General features: G+C 74.2%; 20 protein-coding genes. 12 read left to right on the top strand and 8 right to left on the bottom strand.

Annotated elements, in window-relative coordinates; genetic code table 11:
- The first annotated feature begins 27 nt into the window (after positions 1 to 27).
- Complete coding sequence (locus tag K7472_RS21880) at positions 28 to 1,416, top strand: cobyrinic acid a,c-diamide synthase CobB (RefSeq protein WP_222980269.1); 1,389 nt, start codon at positions 28 to 30, stop codon at positions 1,414 to 1,416.
- Positions 1,400 to 2,917, top strand: a complete 1,518-nt coding sequence (gene cobC / locus K7472_RS21875) for an Rv2231c family histidinol phosphate aminotransferase CobC (RefSeq protein WP_222980211.1) — start codon at positions 1,400 to 1,402, stop codon at positions 2,915 to 2,917. Before K7472_RS21880 ends, cobC begins: the two co-directional genes overlap by 17 nt.
- A 171-nt stretch (positions 2,918 to 3,088) precedes the next feature.
- On the opposite strand, the gene K7472_RS21870 is transcribed toward cobC, so the two are convergent.
- The gene (locus K7472_RS21870; RefSeq protein WP_222980210.1) at positions 3,089 to 4,234 is read right to left on the bottom strand and encodes an SCO1860 family LAETG-anchored protein; all 1,146 of its coding nucleotides are present in this window, start codon (positions 4,232 to 4,234) and stop codon (positions 3,089 to 3,091) included.
- A 268-nt stretch (positions 4,235 to 4,502) separates the two neighbouring features.
- Here K7472_RS21870 and K7472_RS21865 point away from each other — a divergent pair, with 268 nt between their 5' ends.
- Positions 4,503 to 5,258 (top strand): Clp protease N-terminal domain-containing protein, encoded by a 756-nt coding sequence (locus tag K7472_RS21865; protein ID WP_222980209.1) that lies wholly within the window; start codon positions 4,503 to 4,505, stop codon positions 5,256 to 5,258.
- Positions 5,259 to 5,331: 73 nt separating this feature from the next.
- Here K7472_RS21865 and K7472_RS21860 read toward each other — a convergent pair whose 3' ends face one another.
- Positions 5,332 to 6,423: an amidohydrolase family protein gene (locus K7472_RS21860; protein WP_222980208.1), complete on the bottom strand. Its 1,092-nt coding sequence runs from the start codon at positions 6,421 to 6,423 to the stop codon at positions 5,332 to 5,334.
- Positions 6,424 to 6,834: 411 nt separating this feature from the next.
- Here K7472_RS21860 and ectA point away from each other — a divergent pair, with 411 nt between their 5' ends.
- From ectA to thpD, 4 genes are read left to right on the top strand one after another with little or no spacing between them, the layout of a single operon-like run.
- Positions 6,835 to 7,353, top strand: coding sequence for a diaminobutyrate acetyltransferase (ectA, locus tag K7472_RS21855; RefSeq protein WP_222980207.1), 519 nt, complete (start codon positions 6,835 to 6,837; stop codon positions 7,351 to 7,353).
- A 58-nt stretch (positions 7,354 to 7,411) separates the two neighbouring features.
- Entirely contained in the window at positions 7,412 to 8,680 is a 1,269-nt protein-coding gene (gene ectB / locus K7472_RS21850) for a diaminobutyrate--2-oxoglutarate transaminase (RefSeq protein WP_222980206.1), read from the top strand.
- 54 nt (positions 8,681 to 8,734) lie between these two features.
- Entirely contained in the window at positions 8,735 to 9,133 is a 399-nt protein-coding gene (locus K7472_RS21845) for an ectoine synthase (protein ID WP_222980205.1), read from the top strand.
- A gap of 3 nt (positions 9,134 to 9,136) precedes the next feature.
- Positions 9,137 to 10,042, top strand: a complete 906-nt coding sequence (gene thpD, locus K7472_RS21840) for an ectoine hydroxylase (RefSeq protein ID WP_222980204.1) — start codon at positions 9,137 to 9,139, stop codon at positions 10,040 to 10,042.
- 32 nt (positions 10,043 to 10,074) lie between these two features.
- Here the strand turns inward: thpD and K7472_RS21835 are convergent, their stop codons facing one another.
- Together K7472_RS21835 and K7472_RS21830 are read right to left on the bottom strand one after the other, a co-directional pair.
- Positions 10,075 to 10,782, bottom strand: coding sequence for a hypothetical protein (locus tag K7472_RS21835; RefSeq protein WP_222980203.1), 708 nt, complete (start codon positions 10,780 to 10,782; stop codon positions 10,075 to 10,077).
- Between the two features lie 69 nt (positions 10,783 to 10,851).
- Positions 10,852 to 12,429, bottom strand: a complete 1,578-nt coding sequence (locus K7472_RS21830; protein ID WP_222980202.1) for an aldehyde dehydrogenase (NADP(+)) — start codon at positions 12,427 to 12,429, stop codon at positions 10,852 to 10,854.
- A gap of 102 nt (positions 12,430 to 12,531) precedes the next feature.
- Here K7472_RS21830 and K7472_RS21825 point away from each other — a divergent pair, with 102 nt between their 5' ends.
- The 3 genes from K7472_RS21825 (at position 12,532) to K7472_RS21815 (ending at position 14,687) form a co-directional block, all read left to right on the top strand.
- Entirely contained in the window at positions 12,532 to 13,314 is a 783-nt protein-coding gene (locus tag K7472_RS21825; RefSeq protein ID WP_222980201.1) for an IclR family transcriptional regulator, read from the top strand.
- 75 nt (positions 13,315 to 13,389) lie between these two features.
- Positions 13,390 to 14,193 (top strand): class I SAM-dependent methyltransferase, encoded by an 804-nt coding sequence (locus K7472_RS21820; protein WP_222980200.1) that lies wholly within the window; start codon positions 13,390 to 13,392, stop codon positions 14,191 to 14,193.
- A gap of 74 nt (positions 14,194 to 14,267) precedes the next feature.
- Positions 14,268 to 14,687: a hypothetical protein gene (locus K7472_RS21815; protein ID WP_222980268.1), complete on the top strand. Its 420-nt coding sequence runs from the start codon at positions 14,268 to 14,270 to the stop codon at positions 14,685 to 14,687.
- Positions 14,688 to 14,758: 71 nt separating this feature from the next.
- Here K7472_RS21815 and K7472_RS21810 read toward each other — a convergent pair whose 3' ends face one another.
- The 3 genes from K7472_RS21810 to K7472_RS21800 form a co-directional block, all read right to left on the bottom strand.
- Positions 14,759 to 15,730 (bottom strand): aldo/keto reductase, encoded by a 972-nt coding sequence (locus K7472_RS21810; protein ID WP_222980199.1) that lies wholly within the window; start codon positions 15,728 to 15,730, stop codon positions 14,759 to 14,761.
- Between the two features lie 76 nt (positions 15,731 to 15,806).
- Complete coding sequence (locus tag K7472_RS21805; protein ID WP_222980198.1) at positions 15,807 to 17,036, bottom strand: hypothetical protein; 1,230 nt, start codon at positions 17,034 to 17,036, stop codon at positions 15,807 to 15,809.
- A gap of 127 nt (positions 17,037 to 17,163) precedes the next feature.
- Positions 17,164 to 18,123, bottom strand: coding sequence for a 5-dehydro-4-deoxyglucarate dehydratase (locus K7472_RS21800; RefSeq protein WP_222980197.1), 960 nt, complete (start codon positions 18,121 to 18,123; stop codon positions 17,164 to 17,166).
- A gap of 234 nt (positions 18,124 to 18,357) precedes the next feature.
- Between K7472_RS21800 and K7472_RS21795 the strand changes: the two genes are divergently transcribed.
- Positions 18,358 to 19,179, top strand: coding sequence for an NAD-dependent epimerase/dehydratase family protein (locus K7472_RS21795; RefSeq protein ID WP_222980196.1), 822 nt, complete (start codon positions 18,358 to 18,360; stop codon positions 19,177 to 19,179).
- Between the two features lie 80 nt (positions 19,180 to 19,259).
- A complete protein-coding gene (locus K7472_RS21790) occupies positions 19,260 to 20,660 on the top strand; it encodes a TerD family protein (protein WP_222980267.1) in 1,401 nt (466 codons plus the stop codon).
- 93 nt (positions 20,661 to 20,753) lie between these two features.
- Here the strand turns inward: K7472_RS21790 and K7472_RS21785 are convergent, their stop codons facing one another.
- Positions 20,754 to 22,319, bottom strand: coding sequence for a hypothetical protein (locus K7472_RS21785; RefSeq protein WP_222980195.1), 1,566 nt, complete (start codon positions 22,317 to 22,319; stop codon positions 20,754 to 20,756).
- Between the last annotated feature and the right edge of the window lie 208 nt (positions 22,320 to 22,527).

The following is a 22,527-nucleotide window of genomic DNA, read 5'->3' as shown; positions in this document are numbered from 1 at the left end:
AGCGACGCCGCCCCGCCCGGCGACTCGGTGCCGCCCCGCGAGGCCGCCCCGCCCCGCCTGGTCGTCGCCGCGCCGTCCTCCGGCAGCGGCAAGACCACCGTCGCCACCGGCCTGATGGCCGCGTTCACCCGCGCCGGGCTGACCGTCTCGCCGCACAAGGTGGGCCCGGACTACATCGACCCCGGCTACCACGCGCTGGCCACCGGCCGCCCGGGCCGCAACCTCGACGCCTACCTGTGCGGTACGGAGCGGATCGCGCCGCTGTTCCTGCACGGAGCGCGCGGGGCGGACCTGGCCGTGGTCGAGGGCGTGATGGGGATGTTCGACGGCGCGGCCGGGCAGGGCGAGCTGGCCTCGACCGCGCAGGTGGCGAAGTTGCTGCGGGCGCCGGTGGTGCTAGTGGTCGACGCCTCGTCGCAGTCGCGGTCGGTGGCGGCGCTGGTGCACGGCTTCGCCGCGTGGGATCCGCAGGTGCGGCTCGGCGGGGTGATCCTCAACAAGGTGGCCTCCGACCGCCACGAGGAGTTGCTGCGCGACGCGCTGGACGAGGCGGGCGTACCGGTGCTCGGTGTGCTGCGGCGCGAGGGGCGACTGCACACCCCGGCACGGCACTTGGGGCTGGTCCCGGTGGCCGAGCGGCGCACGGACGCGGTGGAGGCGGTCGACGCGCTGGCGGACCGGGTGCGGCGCGGGTGCGACCTGGAAGCGCTGCTGGCACTGGCGCGCGGCGCGGGCGAGCTGACGGACGAGCCGTGGTCCCCGCAGGGACCGGCGGACGCCCTCGGGGGGCCTCCCCCGGTGATCGCCGTGGCGGGCGGGCCCGCGTTCACCTTCGCGTACGCCGAGCACACCGAACTGCTGGCCGGGGCCGGGGCCGAGGTCGTCGCGTTCGACCCGCTGCGCGACGAGACGCTTCCTGAGGGCACGGCGGGGCTGGTCGTCGGCGGCGGCTTCCCGGAGGTGTACGCGCCGGAGCTGTCGGCGAACGCGCCGCTGCGCGAGGCGGTGGCCCGGCTCGCCGCGACCGGTGCGCCGGTGGCCGCCGAGTGCGCCGGACTGCTGTACCTGGCACGGGAGTTGGACGGAGCGCCGATGTGCGGCGTGCTGGACGCGTCGGCGCGGATGGGCGAGCGGCTGACGCTGGGCTACCGGGAGGCCGTGGCGCTGTCGGACAACGTGCTGGCCGCCGCCGGGACCCGGCTGCGCGGGCACGAGTTCCACCGCACGGTGACCGAGCCCGGCGCGGGCCCCGATCCCGCCTGGGGCCTGACCGGTCCGCAACGGCGCGTCGAGGGCTTCGTACGCGGCGGGGTCCACGCCTCGTACCTGCACGTCCACTGGGCCGCCGAACCGTCGATCGCGGCCCGCTTCGTCGGCGCCGCGCTGCGCGCCCGGCGCCATGACGCCCCGCGCTGACCCGCGCCGCACGCTCGTCGTCGGCGTGGGCGCGGCCCGTGGCGTGAGTGCCGATGAGGTGCACGCGCTGGTGCTGAGCGCCCTGGCGGAGGCGGGCCGCACGCCGGACGCGGTGGCCGTACTGGCGACGGTGGACGCGAAGGCGGGTGAGCCGGGGCTGCTGGGCGCGGCGGAACGCCTGGGCGTGCCGCTACTGACGCACTCCTCCGAGGCACTGGCGGCGATCGTCGTGCCGAACCCCTCGGAGGCGTCCCGTGCCGCGCTGGGCACCGCGAGCGTCGCGGAGGCCGCCGCGCTGGCGTCCGCGCCCGGCGGCGAACTGCTCGTCCCCAAGCGCAGGTCGGCCCCCTTCGGCCGCGCGTCGATGGCGACGGCCGCCGTGGCCCGCCGGATCACCACGACATCGAGGAACCGCACCGACCCCATGGACACCCATGACCTGCGCCACCACGGCGACGCCGAAGTACGCGACGACGGCGCGAAGTTGACCGACCTGGCCGTGAACGTCCGCGCCGACACGCCGCCTTCGTGGCTGCGCGAGCGGATAGCGGACAGCATCGGCTCGCTCGCCGCCTACCCGGACGGCCGGGCGGCGCGCGAGGCGGTCGCGGCGCGGCACGGCAGGCCGCCGGGGCAGGTGCTGCTGACCTCCGGCGCGGCGGAGGCGTTCGTCCTGCTGGCCCGGGCGTTCGCGCCGCGTCACGCGGTGGTCGTGCACCCGCAGTTCACCGAGCCGGAGGCGGCACTGCGCGACGCGGGCCACGCCGTGCACCGGGTGGTGCTGCGGGTGGAGGACGGCTTCCGGCTCGACGCGGCGGCGGTGCCGGACGAGGCGGACTTCGTGGTGGTCGGCAACCCGACGAACCCGACCTCCGTGCTGCACCCGGCGGGGGCGCTGGCCCGGCTGGCACGGCCCGGGCGGACGCTGGTGGTGGACGAGGCGTTCATGGACGCGGTGCCGGGCGAACGCGAGTCGCTGGCGTCCCGGCGCGACCTGCCGGGCCTGGTGGTGCTGCGCAGCCTGACCAAGACCTGGGGGCTGGCCGGCCTGCGGATCGGCTACGCGCTCGCGGGGGCGGAGACGGTCGCCGCGCTGGAACGGGCCCAGCCGCTGTGGCCGGTCTCCACTCCGGCGCTGACCGCCGCGCTGGCCTGCTGCGAGCCCCGGGCGCTGGCCCACGCGGAGGCGGCCGCGCACCGGATCGCCGCCGACCGGGCCCATCTGCTCATCCGGATCGCCGGGTTGAACGACACCGCCGAGGCGGCGGACGCGGGCGGCGTACGGGTCGCGGGGCCGGCGGCCGGCCCGTTCGTCCTGCTGCGGGTGACGGACGGGCTGGGGGTGCGCGAGCGGCTGCGGGCGCTGGGGTTCGCGGTGCGCAGGGGCGACACGTTCCCCGGCCTCGGGCCGGACTGGCTGCGGGTGGCGGTGCGCGACCGGGACACGGGCGACCGCTTCGTCACGGCGCTGGGCGAGGCGCTCACCGCACGCTCCGGCTGACCGGGTTCACCGCACGCTCCGGCTGACCGGGTTCCTGGAGGCTCCGCGGCCGGCCGGGGCGTACGGCCCGGCCGCTGCGCGGGGACGCGTCACGGCCGTGCGGCGGGCGGTGCCGGACGTGTCACCGCCCGCCGCGGTCGGGAGGCGGCCCCGCGCGGGGGCCGCCGGGGGTCAGCCCTCCGTCGAGGACTTGCGGCGCCGGGCCACCAGGACACCGAGGCCGCCCGCCACGACCAGCGCGCCCGCGCCGCCCGCGAGATAGGGCAGGTCGGAGTCGGCGCCGGTCTCGGCGAGGTTCTGGTTCTGGCCCGCCGCGCTGACCGTCTGGGTGTGGGTGCCCGAGCCGCCGGAGGAGCCGGAGCCCGCGGTCGAACCGCTGCCACCGCTCGCGCCGGACGTCGAGCCGCCGGACGAGCCGGTGGAGCCCGACGAGCCGCTGCCGGACGTCGAGCCGCCGCTCGTACCGGCGCTGGCGCCGCTGGACGAACCGCCGCCGCTCGCACCGCCGTTGGACGACCCGCTGGACGAACCGCCGCTGGCACCGGCGGAGTTGCCGCCGGAGTTCCCGCCCGAGGCGCCGCCGGAGGACGAGCCGCCCCCGCCGTTCGGCGTCTCACAGGTGGCCTGGACGAGGGTGACGTCACCGGTGATGTGGGCGATGCCCAGCTTCAGCGGGTCGATGTCGACCTTGAGGTCGAGCGCGGTGGCCGCCGCGGTGCGCGAGGTGGTCTGCCTCTGCGACAGGCTCAGGCGCACCTCGCCGACCCCGGCCACCCGCACGTCGACCGGACCGCCCACGGTGACCTGGACCGGCTTGCCCAGCACGTCGACGGTGCCCACGAAGTCGGTCGACGCCTGCGGGTGCCGCCCGGCCACGCAGGTCGCGCGGGCGGTGGCGGCGTGCACGGTGGCCAGCGGCGGCAGCAGGCCGGGCAGGGACACCTTCGCGTTGACGAGGTTGACGTAGCCCTCCGCCTGGTGGGCGTCGGCGGTGGCGCGGGAGGTGGCGACGTCGGCCCGCAGCACGTCGAAGGGGTTCCCGCCGTTCACGCCGCCGAGCCGGGCGCTCAGCGCGGTCCGCGCGACGTCCGCGGGGGCCTGGACGTCGTCGAGCGAGACGTTCAGCGGCACGTCGACCGTCCTGCCGAGCAGCGCCACGTCGAGTCCGGCGCGCAGCACCACGGCGGTGGCCCGGCCGCCGTTCGCGCCGCCGTGGTGGTCGGGAGTGGCCGCCAGGGCACCGGGGGCCAGGGTGAGGGTGGTCGCCGCCAGGGCGACCGCGGCGCCGATCGCGGCTGCGGAACGGCGCGTGGGCATGCTGAGGACAGAGCTGTACAAGTGGAAAACCCCCACGAAGACAGGGGTCGCCGGTGCCGCTGCGGGGACAGCGCGTCAGCCGACGACCTCGGGACCCGGCAATATTTACGCACCGCCCGTGTCAGAACAGCTACCTGGCGCTACTTCACCCCAAAGGGTGGTTTCCGGCCTCGTTTTCGATTCTTTCGCCTCAGAGACGCACACACGTCACCCTGTCACCGTCAATTAATGGTTGACGATGAGCGCTTCGACAACCTACGGTTGACGTATGACTCAGCAACCCGTACGACTCGACGACCTCATCGAGCACGTCCGCAGCCGGCACCCGGACGGCGACGCGCTCCAGCACCTGTCCGACGCCATGGAGACCTCCGCCCACCTCGGCGAGGTCTCCGACCACCTCATAGGGCACTTCGTGGACCAGGCGCGGCGCGCGGGCGCCTCCTGGACCGAGATCGGCCAGTACATGGGGGTCAGCAAGCAGGCCGCGCAGAAGCGCTTCGTCCCCCGGGAGAGCGAGGTGGACGAGATCGACGACATCAGCAGCCCCGGCCGTGGTCCCGGCCTGTTCACCCGCTTCACCCAGCGTGCCCGGCACACGGTGAGCGAGGCCCGCGCCGAGGCGGAGCGGCTCGGCCACGGTCACGTGGAGAACGGCCACCTGGTGCTCGGCCTGCTCGCCGAGCCCGAGGGGCTGGCGGCCCGCGCGATGGAGACGCTCGGCGCCCCTTCGGCCGAGGTGCGCGAGGCGGTCGTCGCCCAGCTCGGCCCGGGCAGCAAGCAGTCCGGACGGCTGCGCTTCAGCCGCAACGCGAAGAAGACCCTGGAGCTGGCGCTGCGCGAGGCGCTCCACCTGGGCCACAACTACATCGGCACCGAACACCTGCTGCTCGGCCTGCTGCGCAACGACAAGGACCCGGCGGCCCGGACGCTGAACGGCTTCGGGATCACCCGGCAGCGCACCGAGGAGTGGACCCGCGAGGCCCTGGCGGGGTACACGAAGGCGCTCCGCGACCAGAAGTGAGCGCTCCCGGTGGGGCCGCGCCCCACCGACGGACCACCCGCCCCCGCACCACCCCGCCGGCCGCCCGCCTCCGCTAGCCGACCACCCGTCCCCGCAGCACGATCGCGCGGGGCGCGGCGAGGACCCGGACGTCGGCGCGGGGGTCGGTGTCGTGGACGACGAAGTCGGCCGGGTCGCCCTCCTCCAGCAGCGGGCGGCCCAGCCAGCGCCGGGCGCCCCAGGTGGCGGCCGACAGCGCGTCCAGCGCGGGGATGCCCGCGGTCACCAGTTCGGCGACCTCGTCGGCGACCAGGCCGTGCGGCAGGGAGCCGCCCGCGTCGGTGCCGGTGAAGACGGGGATGCCCGCGTCGTAGGCGGCCCGCACGGTCTCGTAGCGCCGGGCGTGCAGCTGCCGCATGTGCGCCGACCAGGCGGGGAACTTCGCCTCGCCACCGGCCGCGAGGTCGGGGAAGGTCGCGATGTTGACCAGCGTGGGGACGATGGCGACGCCGCGCTCGGCGAACAGCGGGATGGTCTCCTCGGTCAGGCCGGTCGCGTGCTCGACGCAGTCGATGCCCGCCTCGACCAGGTCGGCCAGCGAGTCCTCGGCGAAGCAGTGCGCGGTGACCCGGGCGCCCTCCTCGTGCGCGGCGGCGATCGCCTCGTCGATCGCCCAGCGCGGCCAGCAGGGGGTGAGGTCGCCGGCCTGGCGGTCGATCCAGTCGCCGACCAGCTTGACCCAGCCGTCGCCCCGCCGGGCCTCGCGGCGGACGTAGGCGGCCAGGTCGCCGGGCTCGATCTCATGGGCGTAGTTGCGGATGTAGCGGCGGGTCCTGGCGATGTGGCGGCCCGCCCTGATGATCCGCGGCAGGTCCTCGCGCTCGTCGATCCAGCGGGTGTCGGCGGGCGATCCGGCGTCGCGCAGCAGCAGCGCGCCCGCCGAGCGGTCGGTCAGCGCCTGCTTCTCGCTGGTGGCCTCGTCGACCGCGCCGTGGGCGTCGAGGCCGACGTGGCAGTGGGCGTCCACCAGTCCCGGCAGGGCCCAGCCCGTCAGGACCGGCGCGTCGGCGGCCCCCGCGGGCCGTTCGTACGTCACCCGCCCGTCGACCACCCACAACCCGTCGCGTACGTCGTCGGGTCCGGCCAGGACCCGCCCCTTGAAGCGCAGCACCGAGGCATCCGTCATGGACGAGACTCTACGAGAGGCGGCGTTCCGCGCGATCTGCCCCCTGGCCGGGCGGACAAACCCCCGAAAGCCAATTGAATGATAAACGCGTTATGCTTGCCCTCACATTCTCCACAGAATTACCGGGACAGCATTCGCCCGGACTCTTCTGCCCAGTCGATCCGGGGCTAAACGCAAAATTTTCCGAACCTCCCCGAACGGCTCGCGCCGCGAGTCAGGGAGATCTCAGATCTGTTACGAAGGTGTGACCGACTCCACACCGCGCCCGTTTTGCACCGGTTCTATCCAGGCAAAACGCCATAACTTGCGCATCTGCCGGTCCTGCGCACGCGCGCGATAACACATCCTCCGGCTCAGCGTAACCCCCTCCGGCGATGCATCAGCCATTCAATATCGGTAAATTCAATTGCCATGACCGCCGCACAAGCCGCGAATTCACGACGATCGACCGATTGCCGTCTGGACACCCCTACGGTGGACGACGGAGCCGCCCTGTGGCGCATAGCCCGTGACTCCAAGGCCCTCGACCTGAACTCCTCGTACAGCTACCTGCTGTGGTGCCGCGACTTCGCCCGCACCTCGGTCGTGGCCCGCGCGGACGACGGCGCTCCGGTGGGCTTCGTCACCGGGTACGTGCGCCCCGAGCGGCCCGAGACGCTGGTCGTCTGGCAGGTCGCGGTGGACGACGCCTACCGCGGCCGCGGACTGGCCGCCTCGATGCTCGACGAGCTGACCGAGCGGGTGACCGCCCAGGGCATACGCCACGTCGAGACCACGATCACTCCGGACAACGACGCCTCCAACCGGCTGTTCACCTCGTACGGGGAACGGCACGGGGCCACCGTGGAGCGCGAGGTGCTCTTCCACGGCGTGCAGTTCCCCGACGGACACGACCCCGAGGTGCTGTACCGCATCGGCCCGCTCGGCTGACGCGACCCGCCGCCGACGACGAACCCTCTCCGCCCACTTCTCCCGACAGGAGCCCACGGTGACCATCACCCCGCCCGAACTGAGCGTCTTCGAGTCCCTGGAGTCCGAGGTCCGCAGCTACTGCCGCGGCTGGCCCGCCGTGTTCGACCGCGCGCAGGGCAGCTGGATGCACGACGAGGACGGCCATGCCTACCTCGACTTCTTCGCCGGTGCCGGAGCGCTCAACTACGGCCACAACAATCCGGTGCTCAAACGGGCGCTCCTGGACTACCTGGAACGCGACGGCGTCGTGCACGGCCTGGACATGTCGACCACGGCCAAGCGCGCCTTCCTGAGCACCTTCCAGGACGTCGTGCTGCGCCCGCGCGACCTGGACTACAAGGTCATGTTCCCCGGCCCGACCGGCACCAACGCGGTGGAGGCCGCGCTGAAGCTGGCCCGCAAGGTCAAGGGCCGCGAGTCGATCGTGTCCTTCACCAACGCCTTCCACGGCATGTCGCTCGGCTCGCTCGCCGTCACCGGCAACGCCTTCAAGCGGGCCGGCGCCGGCGTCCCGCTGGTGCACGGCACGCCGATGCCCTTCGACCACTACCTCGACGGCCAGGTCCCGGACTTCCTGTGGTTCGAGCGCCTGCTGGAGGACTCCGGCTCCGGGCTCAACCGGCCCGCCGCCGTGATCGTGGAGAGCATCCAGGGCGAGGGCGGCATCAACGTCGCGCGTCCCGAATGGCTGCGCGCGCTGGCCGAGCTGTGCAAGCGCCGCGACATGCTGCTGATCGTCGACGACATCCAGATGGGCTGCGGGCGCACCGGGCCGTTCTTCTCCTTCGAGGAGGCGGGCATCACCCCGGACATCGTCACCCTCTCGAAGTCCATCGGCGGCTACGGGATGCCGATGTCGCTGACGCTGTTCAAGCCGGAGCTGGACGTGTGGGAGCCCGGCGAGCACAACGGCACCTTCCGCGGCCACAACCCGTCCTTCGTCACCGCGACCGCCGCCCTGGACACCTACTGGGCCGACGGGCAGATGGAGAAGCAGACGCTCTCCCGCGGCGACCAGGTCGAGGCCGCGCTGCGCGACATCGCCCGCGAACACCAGGACGCCGGGGTGGACTTCCGCGGCCGCGGACTGGTGTGGGGCATGGAGTTCGCCGACAAGTCCCGCGCCTCGCGGGTGTGCGCCCGCGCCTTCGAACTCGGTCTGCTGATCGAGACCTCGGGCCCGGAGAGCGAGGTCGTCAAGCTGCTGCCGGCCCTGACCATCTCCCCCGAGGAACTGGACGAGGGCCTGCGCACCCTGGCCCGCGCCGTCCGCGAGACCGCCTGACCCCCGCGCCGCTGCCGCAGCCGCGCTCACGCATCACAGAAAGGCACAACCCACGTGATCGTCCGATCGCTGAACGACATCGAGGGCACCGACCGGCACATCAAGGCCGCGTCCGGCACCTGGGAGAGCAAGCGCATCGTGCTGGCCAAGGAAGGCGTCGGCTTCTCCCTCCACGAGACCGTGATGTACGCGGGCACGGAGACGTCGATGTGGTACGCCAACCACATCGAGGCCGTCCTGTGCGTCGAGGGCGAGGCCGAGCTGACCGATGAGGAGACCGGCGAGACCCACTGGATCAGGCCGGGCACGATGTACCTGCTCAACGGCCATGAGCGGCACACCATGCGACCCAAGACCGACTTCCGCTGCGTGTGCGTGTTCAACCCCCCGGTCACCGGACGGGAGGAGCACGACGAGAACGGCGTCTATCCGCTGCTGACCGAGGAGGCCTGACAGATGACCACGGTGACGAAGCCCCCCGAGACCACCGACCTCTACCCGACCCGCGGCACCGCCGAGGTCACCACGCCCCGCCAGGACCCGGTGGTGTGGGCCAAGCCCGGCGCCCCCGGCCCGGTCCAGCCCTCCGAGCTGCGCGACTTCGACCGCGACGGCTTCCTGGCGGTGGACCAGCTGATCACGCCGCAGGAAGTGGACCGCTACCGCGCCGAACTCGACCGGCTGGTCGCCGACCCGGCGGTGCGGGCGGACGAGCGCGCGATCATCGAGCCGAAGTCCAAGGACGTACGGTCGGTCTTCGAGGTGCACCGCATCAGCGACGTCTTCGCCGAACTCGTGCGCGACCCGCGGGTGGTGGAGCACGCCCGGCAGATCCTGGGCTCCGACGTCTACGTGCACCAGAGCCGCATCAACGTCAAGCCCGGCTTCGGCGCCAGCGGCTTCTACTGGCACTCCGACTTCGAGACCTGGCACGCCGAGGACGGACTGCCGCGGATGCGCGCGGTGTCGGTGTCGATCGCGCTCACCGAGAACCACGACACCAACGGCGGCCTGATGATCATGCCGGGGTCGCACCGGACGTTCCTGGGCTGCGCGGGCGTGACGCCCAAGGACAACTACAAGCGCTCGCTGCAGATGCAGGACGCGGGCACGCCGTCCGACGCGGCGCTGACCGAGATGGCCGGCCAGCACGGCATCAAGCTGTTCACCGGCAAGCCCGGGTCGGCCACCTGGTTCGACTGCAACTGCATGCACGGCAGCGGGGACAACATCACCCCGTTCCCGCGCAGCAACGTCTTCATCGTGTTCAACAGCGTGGAGAACACCGCGGTGGAGCCGTTCGCGGCCCCGGCCCGGCGCCCCGAGTTCATCGGGGCCCGGGACTTCACACCGGTGAGCTGAGGGTCACCCGGCTCCTGTGCCGGTCAGGGACGTTACAGCCCCTGCGGCCACGGGTAGGAGCCCGGGACCTTGACCGGCGTGTCGGCCGGTCCGTAGACAAGGGCGATCTCGTCGTGCGCGTGGAGGGTGAGCGCGGCGGGGTCGCCCTTGGTCTCGTGTCCGTCGACGTACGCGCGCAGGGTGTCTCCGTGACCGGTCGTCAGGCCGCCGAGCCGCCCGGCGTCCAGCGCGACGTCCCACTCGGTCATGAACTGGCCGAGGGTGAAGACCGCCTTGACCGGGGACTCGATGTGGATCACCCCGGAGGTGTCGTGGGTGTGCAGCGGACTGATGCGCTGCGCCTGCTCGTCGATGCCGATCAGCGCGGGCACCACCACGGGCCTGCCGTCCACCAGCACGTCGAGGTGGGCGTGGATGTGCATCACCTGGCCCTCGGCGCCCATCATCGGCAGCCCCGCCGCCGCCACCCGCGCCGCCGGGTCGGCGGGCACCGGCCACGGCGGCGTCGTGGTGCGCCCCTCGGCGGTGCGGCGCGGCACGGTGGGCACGGCGGTGGGCGCGGACGCGGGGCCCGAGGCGGTGTCGGCGACGCTGCTCGCGCTGATCCGGGCGGCGGGCGCGCCGTCGTGCGCGCCGCAGGCGGTCAGGCCGAGCCCGGCGAGCGCGGACAGCGCGGCGAGCAGGCCCGCGGTCCGGCGTCGGCGCGATGTCGTGGGGGTGGCGGGGGTGCGCTGAGACACGGCGGGCGGTCCTTCGGTACGGAAAGGGAGCGGTACGGGCGTGCCGTGCGGACGGCCCGTACGGCGGCGTCAGCCTAGCCGCGCCGCCGCCCCGCTCCCGGCCTCCCGGCGGCCGTCGACGCGGCGCGCGAGGCCCAGCGGGTTGTCGTCGCGCAGCTCGGGCGGGAGCAGCGCGGCGGGCGTGTCCTGGTAGGCGACCGGCCGCAGCCAGCGCTCGATCGCGGCGGTGCCGACCGAGGTGTACGGCGAGGTGGTGGCCGGGTAGGGCCCGCCGTGGTGCTGGGCGGGCGTGACCGCGACGCCGGTCGGCCAGCCGCCCACCAGCACGCGTCCGGCCAGCGCCGACACCCGCGCGACCAGCTCGGCGGCGCCGTGCCCGCCTTCACGTTCCGCGGTGGACAGGTGGAGGGTCGCGGTCAGGTTGCCCGGCAATCCGGCGAGCACGGCTTCCACCTCATCGGGTGACCCGTAGCGAGCGATCACGGTGACGGGACCGAAGCACTCGTGGGTCAGCGCCGCGTGGCTGTCGGCGGCGAGCAGGCTCGCGGGGACGCTGAGGAAACCGGCGCGCACGTCCAGTCCCTCGCCCTCGCCCGGTTCCACGGGGGCGGTGACGCCGGGCAGCGCGAGGCGTTCGCGCACCCCGGCGAGGAAGGCCTCGCGGATGCGGCTGTCGAGCAGCACACGGGGCGGGACCTCGCGGGCCGCGTCGGTGAGCGTGATCAGCAGGCGGTCGCCGTCCGTGCCCTCGGGGACCAGGACGAGACCTGGCTTGGTGCAGAACTGCCCGGCGCCCAGGGTGAAGGAGGCGGCGAGCCCGGTGGCGATGTCCTGCCCGCGCTCCGCCGCCGCGGCCTCGGTGACCAGCACCGGGTTGAGGCTGCCGAGTTCGCCGTGGAACGGGATCGGCCGCGGCCGGGTCGCCGCCGCGTCGTACAGCGCCCGGCCGCCGCGCACCGAACCGGTGAACCCGGCGGCGGCGACGAGCGGATGCCGGATCAGCGCGACACCCGCGTCGAACCCGTGCACCACGCGGACCACGTCCTGCGGCAGTCCGGCGCGGGCCGCCGCCCGGCGCAGCAGCGCACCGGTCAGCTCACTGGTCGCCGGGTGACCCGGGTGGGCCTTCACCACCACCGGGCAGCCCGCGGCCAGCGCGCTGGCGGTGTCGCCGCCGGGCACCGAGAAGGCGAGCGGGAAGTTGGAGGCGGCGTAGACGGCCGCGACGCCCAGCGGGACCTTGGTCCTGCGCAGGTCGGGGCGGGGCGCGGGGGCCGCCGCCGGGTCGGCGTGGTCGATGACGACGTCGAGGAAGGCGCCGTCGTCCACCACGTCCGCGAAGGACCTCAACTGGTGGGCGGTACGGGCGAGTTCACCGGTCAGCCGGGGCGTGCCGAGGGCGGTCTCCGCGTCGGCGGTGGCGATGACCCGCTCGGCGTCGCCCTCCAGCAGTTCGGCGGCGGTGCGCAGGAAGGCGGCGCGCGCGGCGAGGTCGGCCAGGGCGCTCGCCGCACCGGCGGCGGCGGTCACCGCGGCGTCGACGTCGGCGGGCGCGGCCTCGGCGGTCACCTGCTCGCGGCGCTTCCCGGTCCTGGGGTCGACGCTCCAGACTGGTTCTGCTGCCGCTGTCACCGCGAGACCTCCCATGCCGTTCGGTATACTGAACGGCATCCGTGAATGTGAATATGGTCGTCGGCGAGCCTACGTCCGGCGCACCGTGCGGACAAGAGGGGTCGAAGGAGTCGAACGATGGGCGGCGTCGAGAGCGGCACCGCGAACGGTGGGGCGCAGGTCAAGTCCGCCGTCCGCACGGTGGAGTTGCTGGAGTTCTTCGCGGGCCGGCCCGGCATGCACACGCTCGCCGCCGTCCAGGAGTCCGTGGGTTACCCCAAGTCCAGCCTCTACATGCTGCTGCGCACGCTCGTGGACCTGGGCTGGATCGAGACCGACGCCACCGGCACCCGTTACGGGATCGGGGTGCGCGCGCTGCTGGTCGGCACCTCCTACATCGACGGCGACGAGGTGGTGGCCGCCGCCCGGCCCACCCTGGACCGGCTGGCCGAGGACACCACCGAGACGATCCACCTCGCCCGGCTCGACGGCACCGACGTGGTCTACCTCGCGACCCGGCAGTCCCAGCACTACCTGCGCCCCTTCACCCGGGTCGGCCGCAGGCTGCCCGCGCACGCCACCTCGCTGGGCAAGGCGCTGCTGGCCACCCACGACGACGAGCAGGTGCGACGGCTGCTGCCCGCGACGCTGGAGGCGGTGACCGAGCACACGATCACCGACCGCGAGCGGCTCATCGACGAACTGCGCGCGATCCGCGAGCGCGGCTGGGCGGTCGACCGCGAGGAGAACACCCTCGGCCTGCGCTGCTTCGGCGTGGCGATCCCGTACCGCACCCCGGCGCGCGACGCGATCAGCTGCTCGGTGCCGGTGGCCCGGCTCACCCCGGGGCACGAGCAGATGATCAGGGACGCGCTGCTGGACGCCCGGGACCGGCTGACCCTGGCCACCCGCCGTCTGTGACCCCCGCGTCCGCATTCGCCACGCAACGCGGGCAGCGACCGGAACGCGGGCAACGGCCGGTCTAAAGTCCTTGGTATGACCAACGACACCCAGAACCCCTCGGCCCCCGACGCGGGACAGCGCGCCCGCCGCGCCTCGTCGTTCGGTGCGGAGGCGGGCGCGTACGCCGCGCACCGGCCGGACTACCCGCGCGAGGCCGTGAGCTGGCTGCTGGAGCCGGTCGCCGCCAGGCCCGCCCTGAAGGTGCTGGACCTCGCGGCGGGCACCGGCAAGCTCACCGCTGTCCTGCTGGGCATGGGCCTCGGTTCCGACGCGGTCGAGGCCGTGGAACCGGACGCGGGCATGCTCGACCAGCTGCGGCGCGACCTGCCCGGCGTCCCCGCGCGGACCGGCACCGCCGAGTCGATCCCGGCCCCGGACGCCTCGTTCGACGCGGTGCTGGTGGGCCAGGCCTTCCACTGGTTCGACCCGGAGCGCGCGCTGCCGGAGATCGCCCGGGTGCTGCGGCCCGGCGGCGTGCTCGGCGCGCTGTGGAACGCGGACGACGACCGGGTCGAGTGGGTGGCGGGACTGCGGGACCTGCTGGTCAGCATGCCGTCGCTGTCCCGCTCCGGGGACCGGTCGAAGCCGTTGATGGGGCACGAGGCGTTCGGCGCGACCGAGGAGCGCAGGTTCACCCACGGCCAGCCGCGCACCGTCGAGTCCCTGACCGCGACCGTCGCGACCCACTCCCACCTGCTGGTGATGGACGACGCCGAGCGGACGGCGACCCTGGAGAAGGTCCGCGCGTACCTGGGCGCCCGCCCGGAGACCGCCGAGGGCGAGTTCACCCTCCCCCTGGTCACCATCACGGCGCGCGGCGTCAGGACCGAGGGCTAGGGTCGGCGGACGAAGGGTGACGAAGCGGCGTCCGCGCGGGCGCCGAGGGGCGGAAGGGGCGGGAAGTGGCCGGAATGGAAACGGAGTTGGCGGCGCTGGCGACGTCCGGGGCGACCACGCTGGTGGGGCTGATGGTCAGCGACGGCTGGTCGCAGGCCAGGACCCGGATCGCGGCGCTGTTCGGCCGGGGCGACGCGGCCCGTACCGAGGGGGCCGCCGGTGAACTGGAGCGTTCCCGGACGGAGTTGACCGTCGCGAGGGACGCGGGGGACGCCGACGCGGTGGCCGCGATCCGCGGCGAGTGGGAGGCGGACCTGCGCCGCCTGGTGCGCCGGGAACCGGAAGCGGTGGCCGAACTGCGCGCGCTGGTCGAGGAGTTCGGCCCTCGCGTCAGCGGTGTTCACAACGAGATCAGCGGCAACGCCCGGGTCACCGGCACGGTGATCCAGGCCCACACGGTCACCGGCCTGACCCTGCCGCCCCCACGCGCCTGACCGCTGGGGCCCGGGGCCTGGGGCCTTGGGGCCGCCGCGCGACGGCGGTCCCAAGGACTTCCCGGGGGCGGTTACGCGTGGCCGGCGATGTCGCGGGCCGTGTAGTGCGCCTCCAGGCGGGCGCACTCCTCGTCGGTCAGCGTCAGGTCGACGGACGCCACCGCGTCGTCCAGGTGCTCGGGCTTCGTCGCGCCGACGATGGGCGCCGTGACCCCCGGCTGCCGCAGTAGCCAGGCGAGCGCCACCCGCGCACGCGGCACCCCGCGCTCCGCCGCCACCTCGGCGACCGCGTCCACGATGGCCCGGTCGGACTCCCGGTAGAGCCTCTTGCCGAACTCGTCGGTCTCGCTGCGCGCGCTGCCCGTGTCCCAGTCCCGGGTGAGCCGGCCGCGGGCCAGCGGGCTCCACGGGATGACGCCGACGCCCTCGTCCCGGCAGAGCGGCAGCATCTCCCGCTCCTCCTCGCGGTACAGCAGGTTGTAGTGGTCCTGCATGGTGACGAACCGCGCCCAGCCGTGCCGTTCGGAGGTGTGCAGCGCCTTGGCGAACTGCCACGCGTACATCGAACTCGCCCCGATGTAACGGGCCTTGCCCGCCCGTACGACGTCGTCGAGCGCCTCCAGGGTCTCCTCGATCGGCGTCACCGGGTCCCAGCGGTGGATCTGGTACAGGTCGACGTAGTCGGTGCCCAGGCGGCGCAGGCTGTGGTCGATCTCGCTGAGGATCACCTTGCGCGACAGGCCGCCGCCGTTGGGTCCTGACCGCATCCGCCCGTGCACCTTCGTGGCGAGCACGATCTCGTCGCGGTTCGCGTACTCGGCGAGCGCGCGGCCGACGATCTCCTCGCTGGAGCCGTCGGAGTAGACGTTGGCGGTGTCGAAGAAGTTGATCCCCGCCTCGACGGCCCGGCGGATGAACGGCCGGCTGGCCTCCTCGTCCAGCGACCAGGGGTGGTTGCCGCGCTTGGGATCGCCGTAGCTCATGCAGCCGAGGCAGATCCGCGACACGTCGAGGCCGGTCGTGCCGAGCTTTGCGTAGTCCATGAGTGCCCTTCAGTCATGAATGCATGAATGCCTTCGGGTCCGCCTCCAGTCTCCCCCGGACCGCGCCCCGGCGCGATCACGCGCTCAGCCGGGCCAGCTCGCGGGCGGCGAGCGCGAGGTCCGCGTCGGCGGCCACTCCCGCGTGGTAGAGCCGCAGTTGGCTGGCGCCGAGCGCGGCGGCGTGGGCGGCGTCGTCGGCCAGCGTGCCGGGGCTGCCGCCCATGCCGGAGACGACGGTGAGGTTGGCGGCGATCACCGGCTCGTCACCATCGCGGCGGCGCCCCTCGACAGCGGTACGGAACGGCCGCAGCACGTCCTCGCGGACCGCCTCGGGCCCGGTGCAGGGCAGCACCACGCCGTCCGCGTGCGTGAGGACGTCGGCCGCGTCCACCCCGGCGTTGGAACCGCTGCGGTGCGGCGCGGGGTCGGCGTGCAGCAGGACGGGGAAGTCCGGTCGCCCCGCGCGCTCGCGCACCGCCGCCACCGTCGCCCGCTGGAACGCGCGGGCCGCACGGGTGCGCCAGGCAAGCGTCAACGCGGCGAACCCGCTGCCCAGCAACGCGACGACCTCCGCCCACTCCCCCTCGCGGTCGTCGGGCCCGGGGCCCGGCCCCCGCTCCCCCGACCACACCGGGGCGAGCGCCGCGCGCACCGCGTCCCGCAGCTCGTCGGGGTCGGCGCCCAGCTCCGCGTAGCCGTGGCGGCAACTGCCGCAGAAACAGAGCGACGTCAGGTAGCGCGCGGCCCCGCCGAGCGGTACGCCCGCGGTCTTGTCGTGCGCGTGCGCGTGCTCCACGCCGAACCAGCCGCACGCCTCCAGCTCGGCCCCGCGCGCCCCGGGCCGCGCCCCGGCCTCCGCCGCGAGGGCGACCGCGTACCGCAGCACCTCGGGCCGGGCGACGCAGAGCGCCCAGGGGTAGGAGTCACCGTAGGCGTTGCGCACTGCGGCCCGGGGATGCTCGCCGCCCAGAAGGGAGTTGTGGGTCAGCACGACCCAGGTGGACGCCTCGATCCCGGCGTCCGCCAGCATCGCCGCCGCCTCGCCCCACGGATCGGCGCACTCCAGCCAGCGCTGCGCACGCGGTCGCAGGGGCACGTCCCGCCAGTGTTCCGGGGAGGGCGGATACAGGACGGCGGAGTGCGCGGCGGTGACCAGCCTGCGGTGCGGGTGCCTCGGGGTGAGCGCGCGCGTCGAGTGGTACGCGGAGGCCAGCGTCACCCGGCCGATCCCGAGGTCGGCGAGCCGCCGCGGGGCGTCCGGATCCCCGACGACGTCCCAGGGGTAGAGGAAGGCGGAGACGTTCAACGGGGCTCCTGGGGCGGGGACATGGCGTGGGCGGCGCGGCCCGCGACGGCGCGCGGCAGACGGGGCGATGCGCGGCGGGCGCGGTCGGCGGTCGGGGCGTGGCGGTCGGTCGGGGACGCGGGAGCCCCTACCCCTTCAGCTCGTCCACCAACGTCAGCCCCTGGTCGATGAGTTCGGCGAGGCGGGCGACGTGCCGCGGGGCGGGCTCGCTCAGCGGGGAGCGGACCTCCCCGACCTCGCCGCCGCGCAGCCGCACGCCCGCCTTCACGAGGGAGACCGCGTATCCCGCGCCCTGGTCGCGCAGTTCGGCCAGCGGCCGGTAGAAGACGTCGAGCAGCCGGTTCACGGCCGCGTCGTCGGCGCCGGTGCCGTCGCCCTCGTCGCCGAGCAGCGCGCGGTGGAAGGCGAGCGCGATCTCGGGGGCGAAGCAGAAGACGGCCGAGGAGTAGAGGTGGACCCCGATGCCCCGGTAGGCCAGGCCGGTCAGTTCGGCGGTGGGCAGCCCGTTGAAGTACAGCGGCTCGCGGCCCGGGCGCGCGGAGCGGACCGCGGAGACGACGCGCTGCATCAGGTCGAGGTCGCCGACGCCGTCCTTGAGCCCGATGACGCCCGGGACCTCGGTCAGCCGTACGACGCTCTCGGGGGTCAGCACGGCGTTGGCCCGCTGGTAGACGATGACGTCGAGCGCGGTGCCCTCGGCGAGTGCCGTGTAGTGGCGCAGCAGGCCGGGCTGGTCGGCGGCGACCAGGTACGGGGGCAGGGCCAGCAGGCCGTCGGCGCCGGCGCGTTCGGCGAGTCCGGCGTAGTGCAGGGCGAGCGCGGTGCCGTAGCCGGTGCCCGCGACGACCGGCACGCGCCCGGCCGCCTCCTCGACGGCCGCCGCCACGCAGGCGTGGAACTCCTCGGGCGCCAGGGCGTGGAACTCCCCCGTGCCGCAGCAGGCGAAGACCGCGCCGGCGCCCGCCTCGATCCCGGCGCGCACGTGCGCGCGGAACGCGTCGAGGGCCAGGCCGCCGTCGGGGGCGAAGGCGGTGACGGGGAAGAACAGCGGGCCGCGCAGACGCCGGGCCAGCGGGAGTGCGGTCATGCGGAACCCCTTCGTCGTACGGTCCTCGTCGCCGCCACCCCCTCGGGCATCGGCGCGTGTCGTTCGAAATGATGACCGTCGTCCATACTTGTGAACGCACACCACGCTAGGCCGCCACCACGACGCCGGTCAAGGGGAACCTTGACCGCGATGTGAGCGCTTCCTACGCTGGCCGTCCGTATGCGTGAACCACGTCCGGGTGACTGACCCGCGCGACCGACCGGAGGAGAGCCCATGACCGCCGCCCGCCGCACGCTCCTGCTCACCGGCGCCGCGGGCGCGGTGGGCGGCATGATGCGGGAGTTGCTGCCGGAGCACGGCTGGGACCTGCGGCTGCTCGACGTCGTTCCGGTACCGGGCGAACCGGACGCCATCACCCTCGACCTGGGCGATCCGGAGGGAGCCGCGGCGCTGCGCGAGGCCGTGCGCGGGGTGGACGGCGTCCTCCATCTGGCCGGGATCTCGCTGGAGTCGACGTTCGAGAAGATCCTGCGCGCCAACGTGCAGGGCACGTACCACCTGTACGAGGCCGCCCGCGCGGAGGGCGTGCGCCGGATCGTGTTCGCTTCCAGCAACCACGCCGTGGGCTTCACCCCGCGCCCGGAGCCGGGCGAGCCGCTGGTCCCGGCCGACACTCCGCACCGCCCGGACACCTTCTACGGCCTGTCCAAGTGCTTCGGCGAGGACCTGGCCGACCTCTACTGGCACAAGCACGGCGTCGAGACCGTCTCGGTCCGCATCGGCTCCTGCTACCCCGAGCCGACCACCGTGCGGATGCTGTCGCTCTGGCTCAGCCCCGGCGACGCGGCGCGGCTGTTCGACGCGGCGCTCACCGCGCCGGACGTCGGCCACACCGTGGTGTACGGCAGTTCGGCCAACACCCGGGCGTGGTGGGACCTGTCCTCCGCGCGGGCGCTCGGCTACGCGCCACGCGACGACTCCGAGCCGTACGCGGCCCGGCTCGTCGCGGAAGAGGGCGAGTTGTCGCGGGACGACCCGGAACACACCCACCTGGGCGGCCCGTTCTGCGTCAACCCGCCGATCTGGCCGCGATGACGAACGGGTGATCGAGCGCATCGCGCGCTGACGGCTGGAACCGCGCGCGACGGCCGGGCGTTCCTAGGGGCATGACCGCTATGACGCCCGGCTCCAACATCCCGCTCCCCGCGGCTCGCGTGACCGTCGAGGTGACCGCGCCCGTCGCGCTGGACGTCTCCGGTCTGCTGCTGACCGCGGACGGCAAGGTCCGCTCGGACGACGACTTCGTCTTCTACAACCAGCCGTCCGCCCCCGGCGTCACGCACCGCGCGGGCGCGATCGAGGTGGACACCGCCGCCGTGCCGGACGGCATCGAGAAGGTCGTGGTGACCGCAAGCCCCGACGAGGCGGGACGCAGCTTCGCGGGCACGGAGCCGACCGCGACGATACGTGACGCCGACGGCGGCGCCGTGCTGGCGACGTTCACCCCGCCCGCGCTGGGCAGCGAGACCGCGCTGGTGGTCGTCGAGGTCTACCGGCGCGGCGGCGCCTGGAAGGTGCGCGCGGTCGGGCAGGGCTACGCGGACGGACTGGCGGGCATCGCCACGGACTTCGGCGTCACGGTGGAGGAGCCGACGGCGGAGGCCGGGTCGGCGACGGCTCCGGCGAGCGCGCCCGCGGCGCCGACGCCTCCGGTGAGCACGCCTCCCGTGAGCGCGGCTCCGGCGTCCGAGCCCGCGGTGGCCGCGCCGCCGCCCGCGCCGTTCCCGGCCGCCCCCGCCGCACCTTTCACCCCGGCCGCGCCGCCGCCTCCCCCCGCGCCCTTCACGCCCCCCGCTCCCCCGCCCCCGCCTCCGCCGCCCGCCGGGGCCGTTCCGGCCGGGTTCCCTCCGCCGTGGGCGAGCGGCACCCCGGCTCCCGCACCGGCCGCGCCGCCCGCCGCGTCGTTCCCGCCCCCGCCGGCGCCCGCGCCCGCCGCGGGACGGATCAACCTGGACAAGGGCCGCGTCAGCCTGACGAAGAACCAGAGCGTCTCGCTGGTCAAGGGCGGGCGCCCGCTGCTGTCCACGGTGCGGATGGGCCTGGGCTGGGAGCCCGCCCGGCGCGGCCGCAGCATCGACCTGGACGCCTCGGTCATCGCGTACGGGCCGCGCCGCGACCACCGCGACTCCTGCTACTTCGGGAAGCTGACCATCCTCGGCGGCGCGGTCCGGCACGCGGGTGACAACCTCACCGGGCGCGGTTCGGGGGACGACGAGTCGATCACGGTCGACCTCGGCGGGCTGCCCGCCGACGTCACCTCCCTCGTCTTCACGGTCAACTCCTTCTCCGGGCAGAAGTTCACCCAGGTCGCCAAGGCCTACTGCCGGTTGCTCGACGACGCGAGCGGCGAGGAGCTGGTGCGGTTCGACCTGACCAACTCCGAGGCGCAGACCGCCGTCGTGATGTGCAAGCTGGTCCGGCAACCCACCGGGGAATGGGAGATGACCGCGATAGGCCAGTACGTGAAGGCCCGCACGGTACGCGGCATGGTCGACCACGGAGCGGCCGCGCTCTGAGGGCACGCCGCGGCACGGCACGGCTCCCGGTACGGCGCCGCGGCCCGAGGGCGGGGCGGAAGACGCGACCCCGCCCCGGCACGCCCTCCGGGCTCAGCCGCGCGGTGCCTTCGACCGCGCCTTGAAGGCCGCCTTGCGGGCCTCCTTCGCGGTGCGCTTGTCCGGGTGCAGCCGGCCCATCGCGTCCAGCACCTCGGCGGTGGCCGGGTGGTCGACCCGCCAGACCGCGTCGAAGAAGCCCTCGTGGCGGGCGACCAGGTCGCGGACCAGCTCCCCCAGCAGTTCGGGGTCGTCGTCCATGGCGAGCTGCGCGGCGAGGGTGTCGACGGTCAGCCAGAAGACCATCGCCTCGTCCGGCGCGGGCACGTCGGCCGCCCCGCGCTCGACCAGCCAGACCCGGGCCAGGCCGCCCAGCTCGCGGTCGTCCAGCACCTCGCGCAGCGCCGGTTCCGCCTCGGGACCCAGCCTGCCGAGCGTCTGCTGACCGATGAGGCGGCGCGCCGGGGCGTCGAGGCCGTCACCGCGCGCGGCAGCCAGCAGTTCGCGGGCCGCGTCCACCGGTTCGCGGCGCTCCAGCCACCGGCCGCCCTCCTCGTACGCCGCCGCCTGCGGATAGGACACCAGCGCGTCCAGCAGCCGGTCGGCGCTCGCGTCGGTCAGGTCGCCGACGACGGGCGCGGGGACCCCGCGCTCCAGCAGCCGCTCGCGCACCCCGAGCACGCCCAGCGGGGTGAGCCGCACCATGCCGTAGCGGGAGACCTCGTCGGCGGCGAGTTCGCCGGACGCGTCGGGAAGCTCCTCGTCCGACGCCTCGCCCGCAGCCTCCTCGGCGATCAGCGCGTCGTCGACCGGCTGGTAGTCGACCAGGCCGGTGGGCGCGAGCAGCCGGAAGTGGTCGTCCAGCCGCATCATCGCCTCCGACACCTCCTCCAGTACGGCGTCGGTCGGCACGTCCATGTCGTCGGGGACGACCATCGAGGCGGCCAGCACCGGCAGCGGCACGGGCTTCGCACCCCCCGCGCCGGCTTCGGCCGACGCGCCCTGCGCCGGGCCGGTCTCCTCCAGCGCGGTCAGCAGATAGAGGTTGCCGAGCGCGCCTTCGAGGAAGGCGGCCTCCTCGCGCGGGTCCCACTCCGGGCCGTCCTCGTCCCACGCGTCCTCGTCCGCGCCGTCGGCGGCGCCCGCCGCGTCCGGGTCATCCGCATCACCGAAGAGATCGGCGAGGCCCGCGGAGGCGGTCTCGGTGAGTACCGACTCCAGTCCGGTGCGCCACACCTCGATGACCTCGCGGGGGTCGCCGCCGTCCAGCAGGCCCAGCGCCTTGCCGGGTGACGCGGTGCCCGCGGGTGCGTCCAGGTCCTCCGCGCGGGTCGCGTCCTCGTCGAGTTCGACCTCGACCAGTCCGGTGTCCACCGCGAACGCCCATGCCTCGGCGGTGTGCGCGGCGCCCTCCGGGTCGTCGCCGAAGCCCAACTCGACTGTCGCACGGGCGAGTTCGTCCTCGACCAGCTCGGCGGTGGCGTTCACCCCGACGCGCGGCGCGGTCCAGCGGGCCAGCCGCGCGGCGTGGTCGAGCAGCGGTGCGGTGAGCGCGAGCCGCGCGAGTTCGGCGTCCGGGAGCAGCCGAACCGGGGGCATGTCGCGGCTGTCAGCGGCCATGGGGTGTTCTCCTCGTACGAGTCGCATCCGGCGCGCGAGGGCACGCCCACCCAGCGTAGACGCATAACGGGCGGACCCGCCCGGTTCACCTTCGCGTCAACGGGAGTTACGGGCTGTTCCCTTGACAACTCCCGCGCCCCGGCAGCAGATTTACGCGCGTAGAGGTCGTGTCCGCGACAACTTTTCCGGTACGACCACCGGCCGCCCG

This window comes from Streptantibioticus parmotrematis, from assembly GCF_019890615.1.
GTDB classification, from domain to species: domain Bacteria; phylum Actinomycetota; class Actinomycetes; order Streptomycetales; family Streptomycetaceae; genus Streptantibioticus_D; species Streptantibioticus_D parmotrematis.
The sequence above is the reverse complement of the archived record's forward strand: the minus strand, read 5'-3'. Positions and strand labels throughout refer to the sequence as shown.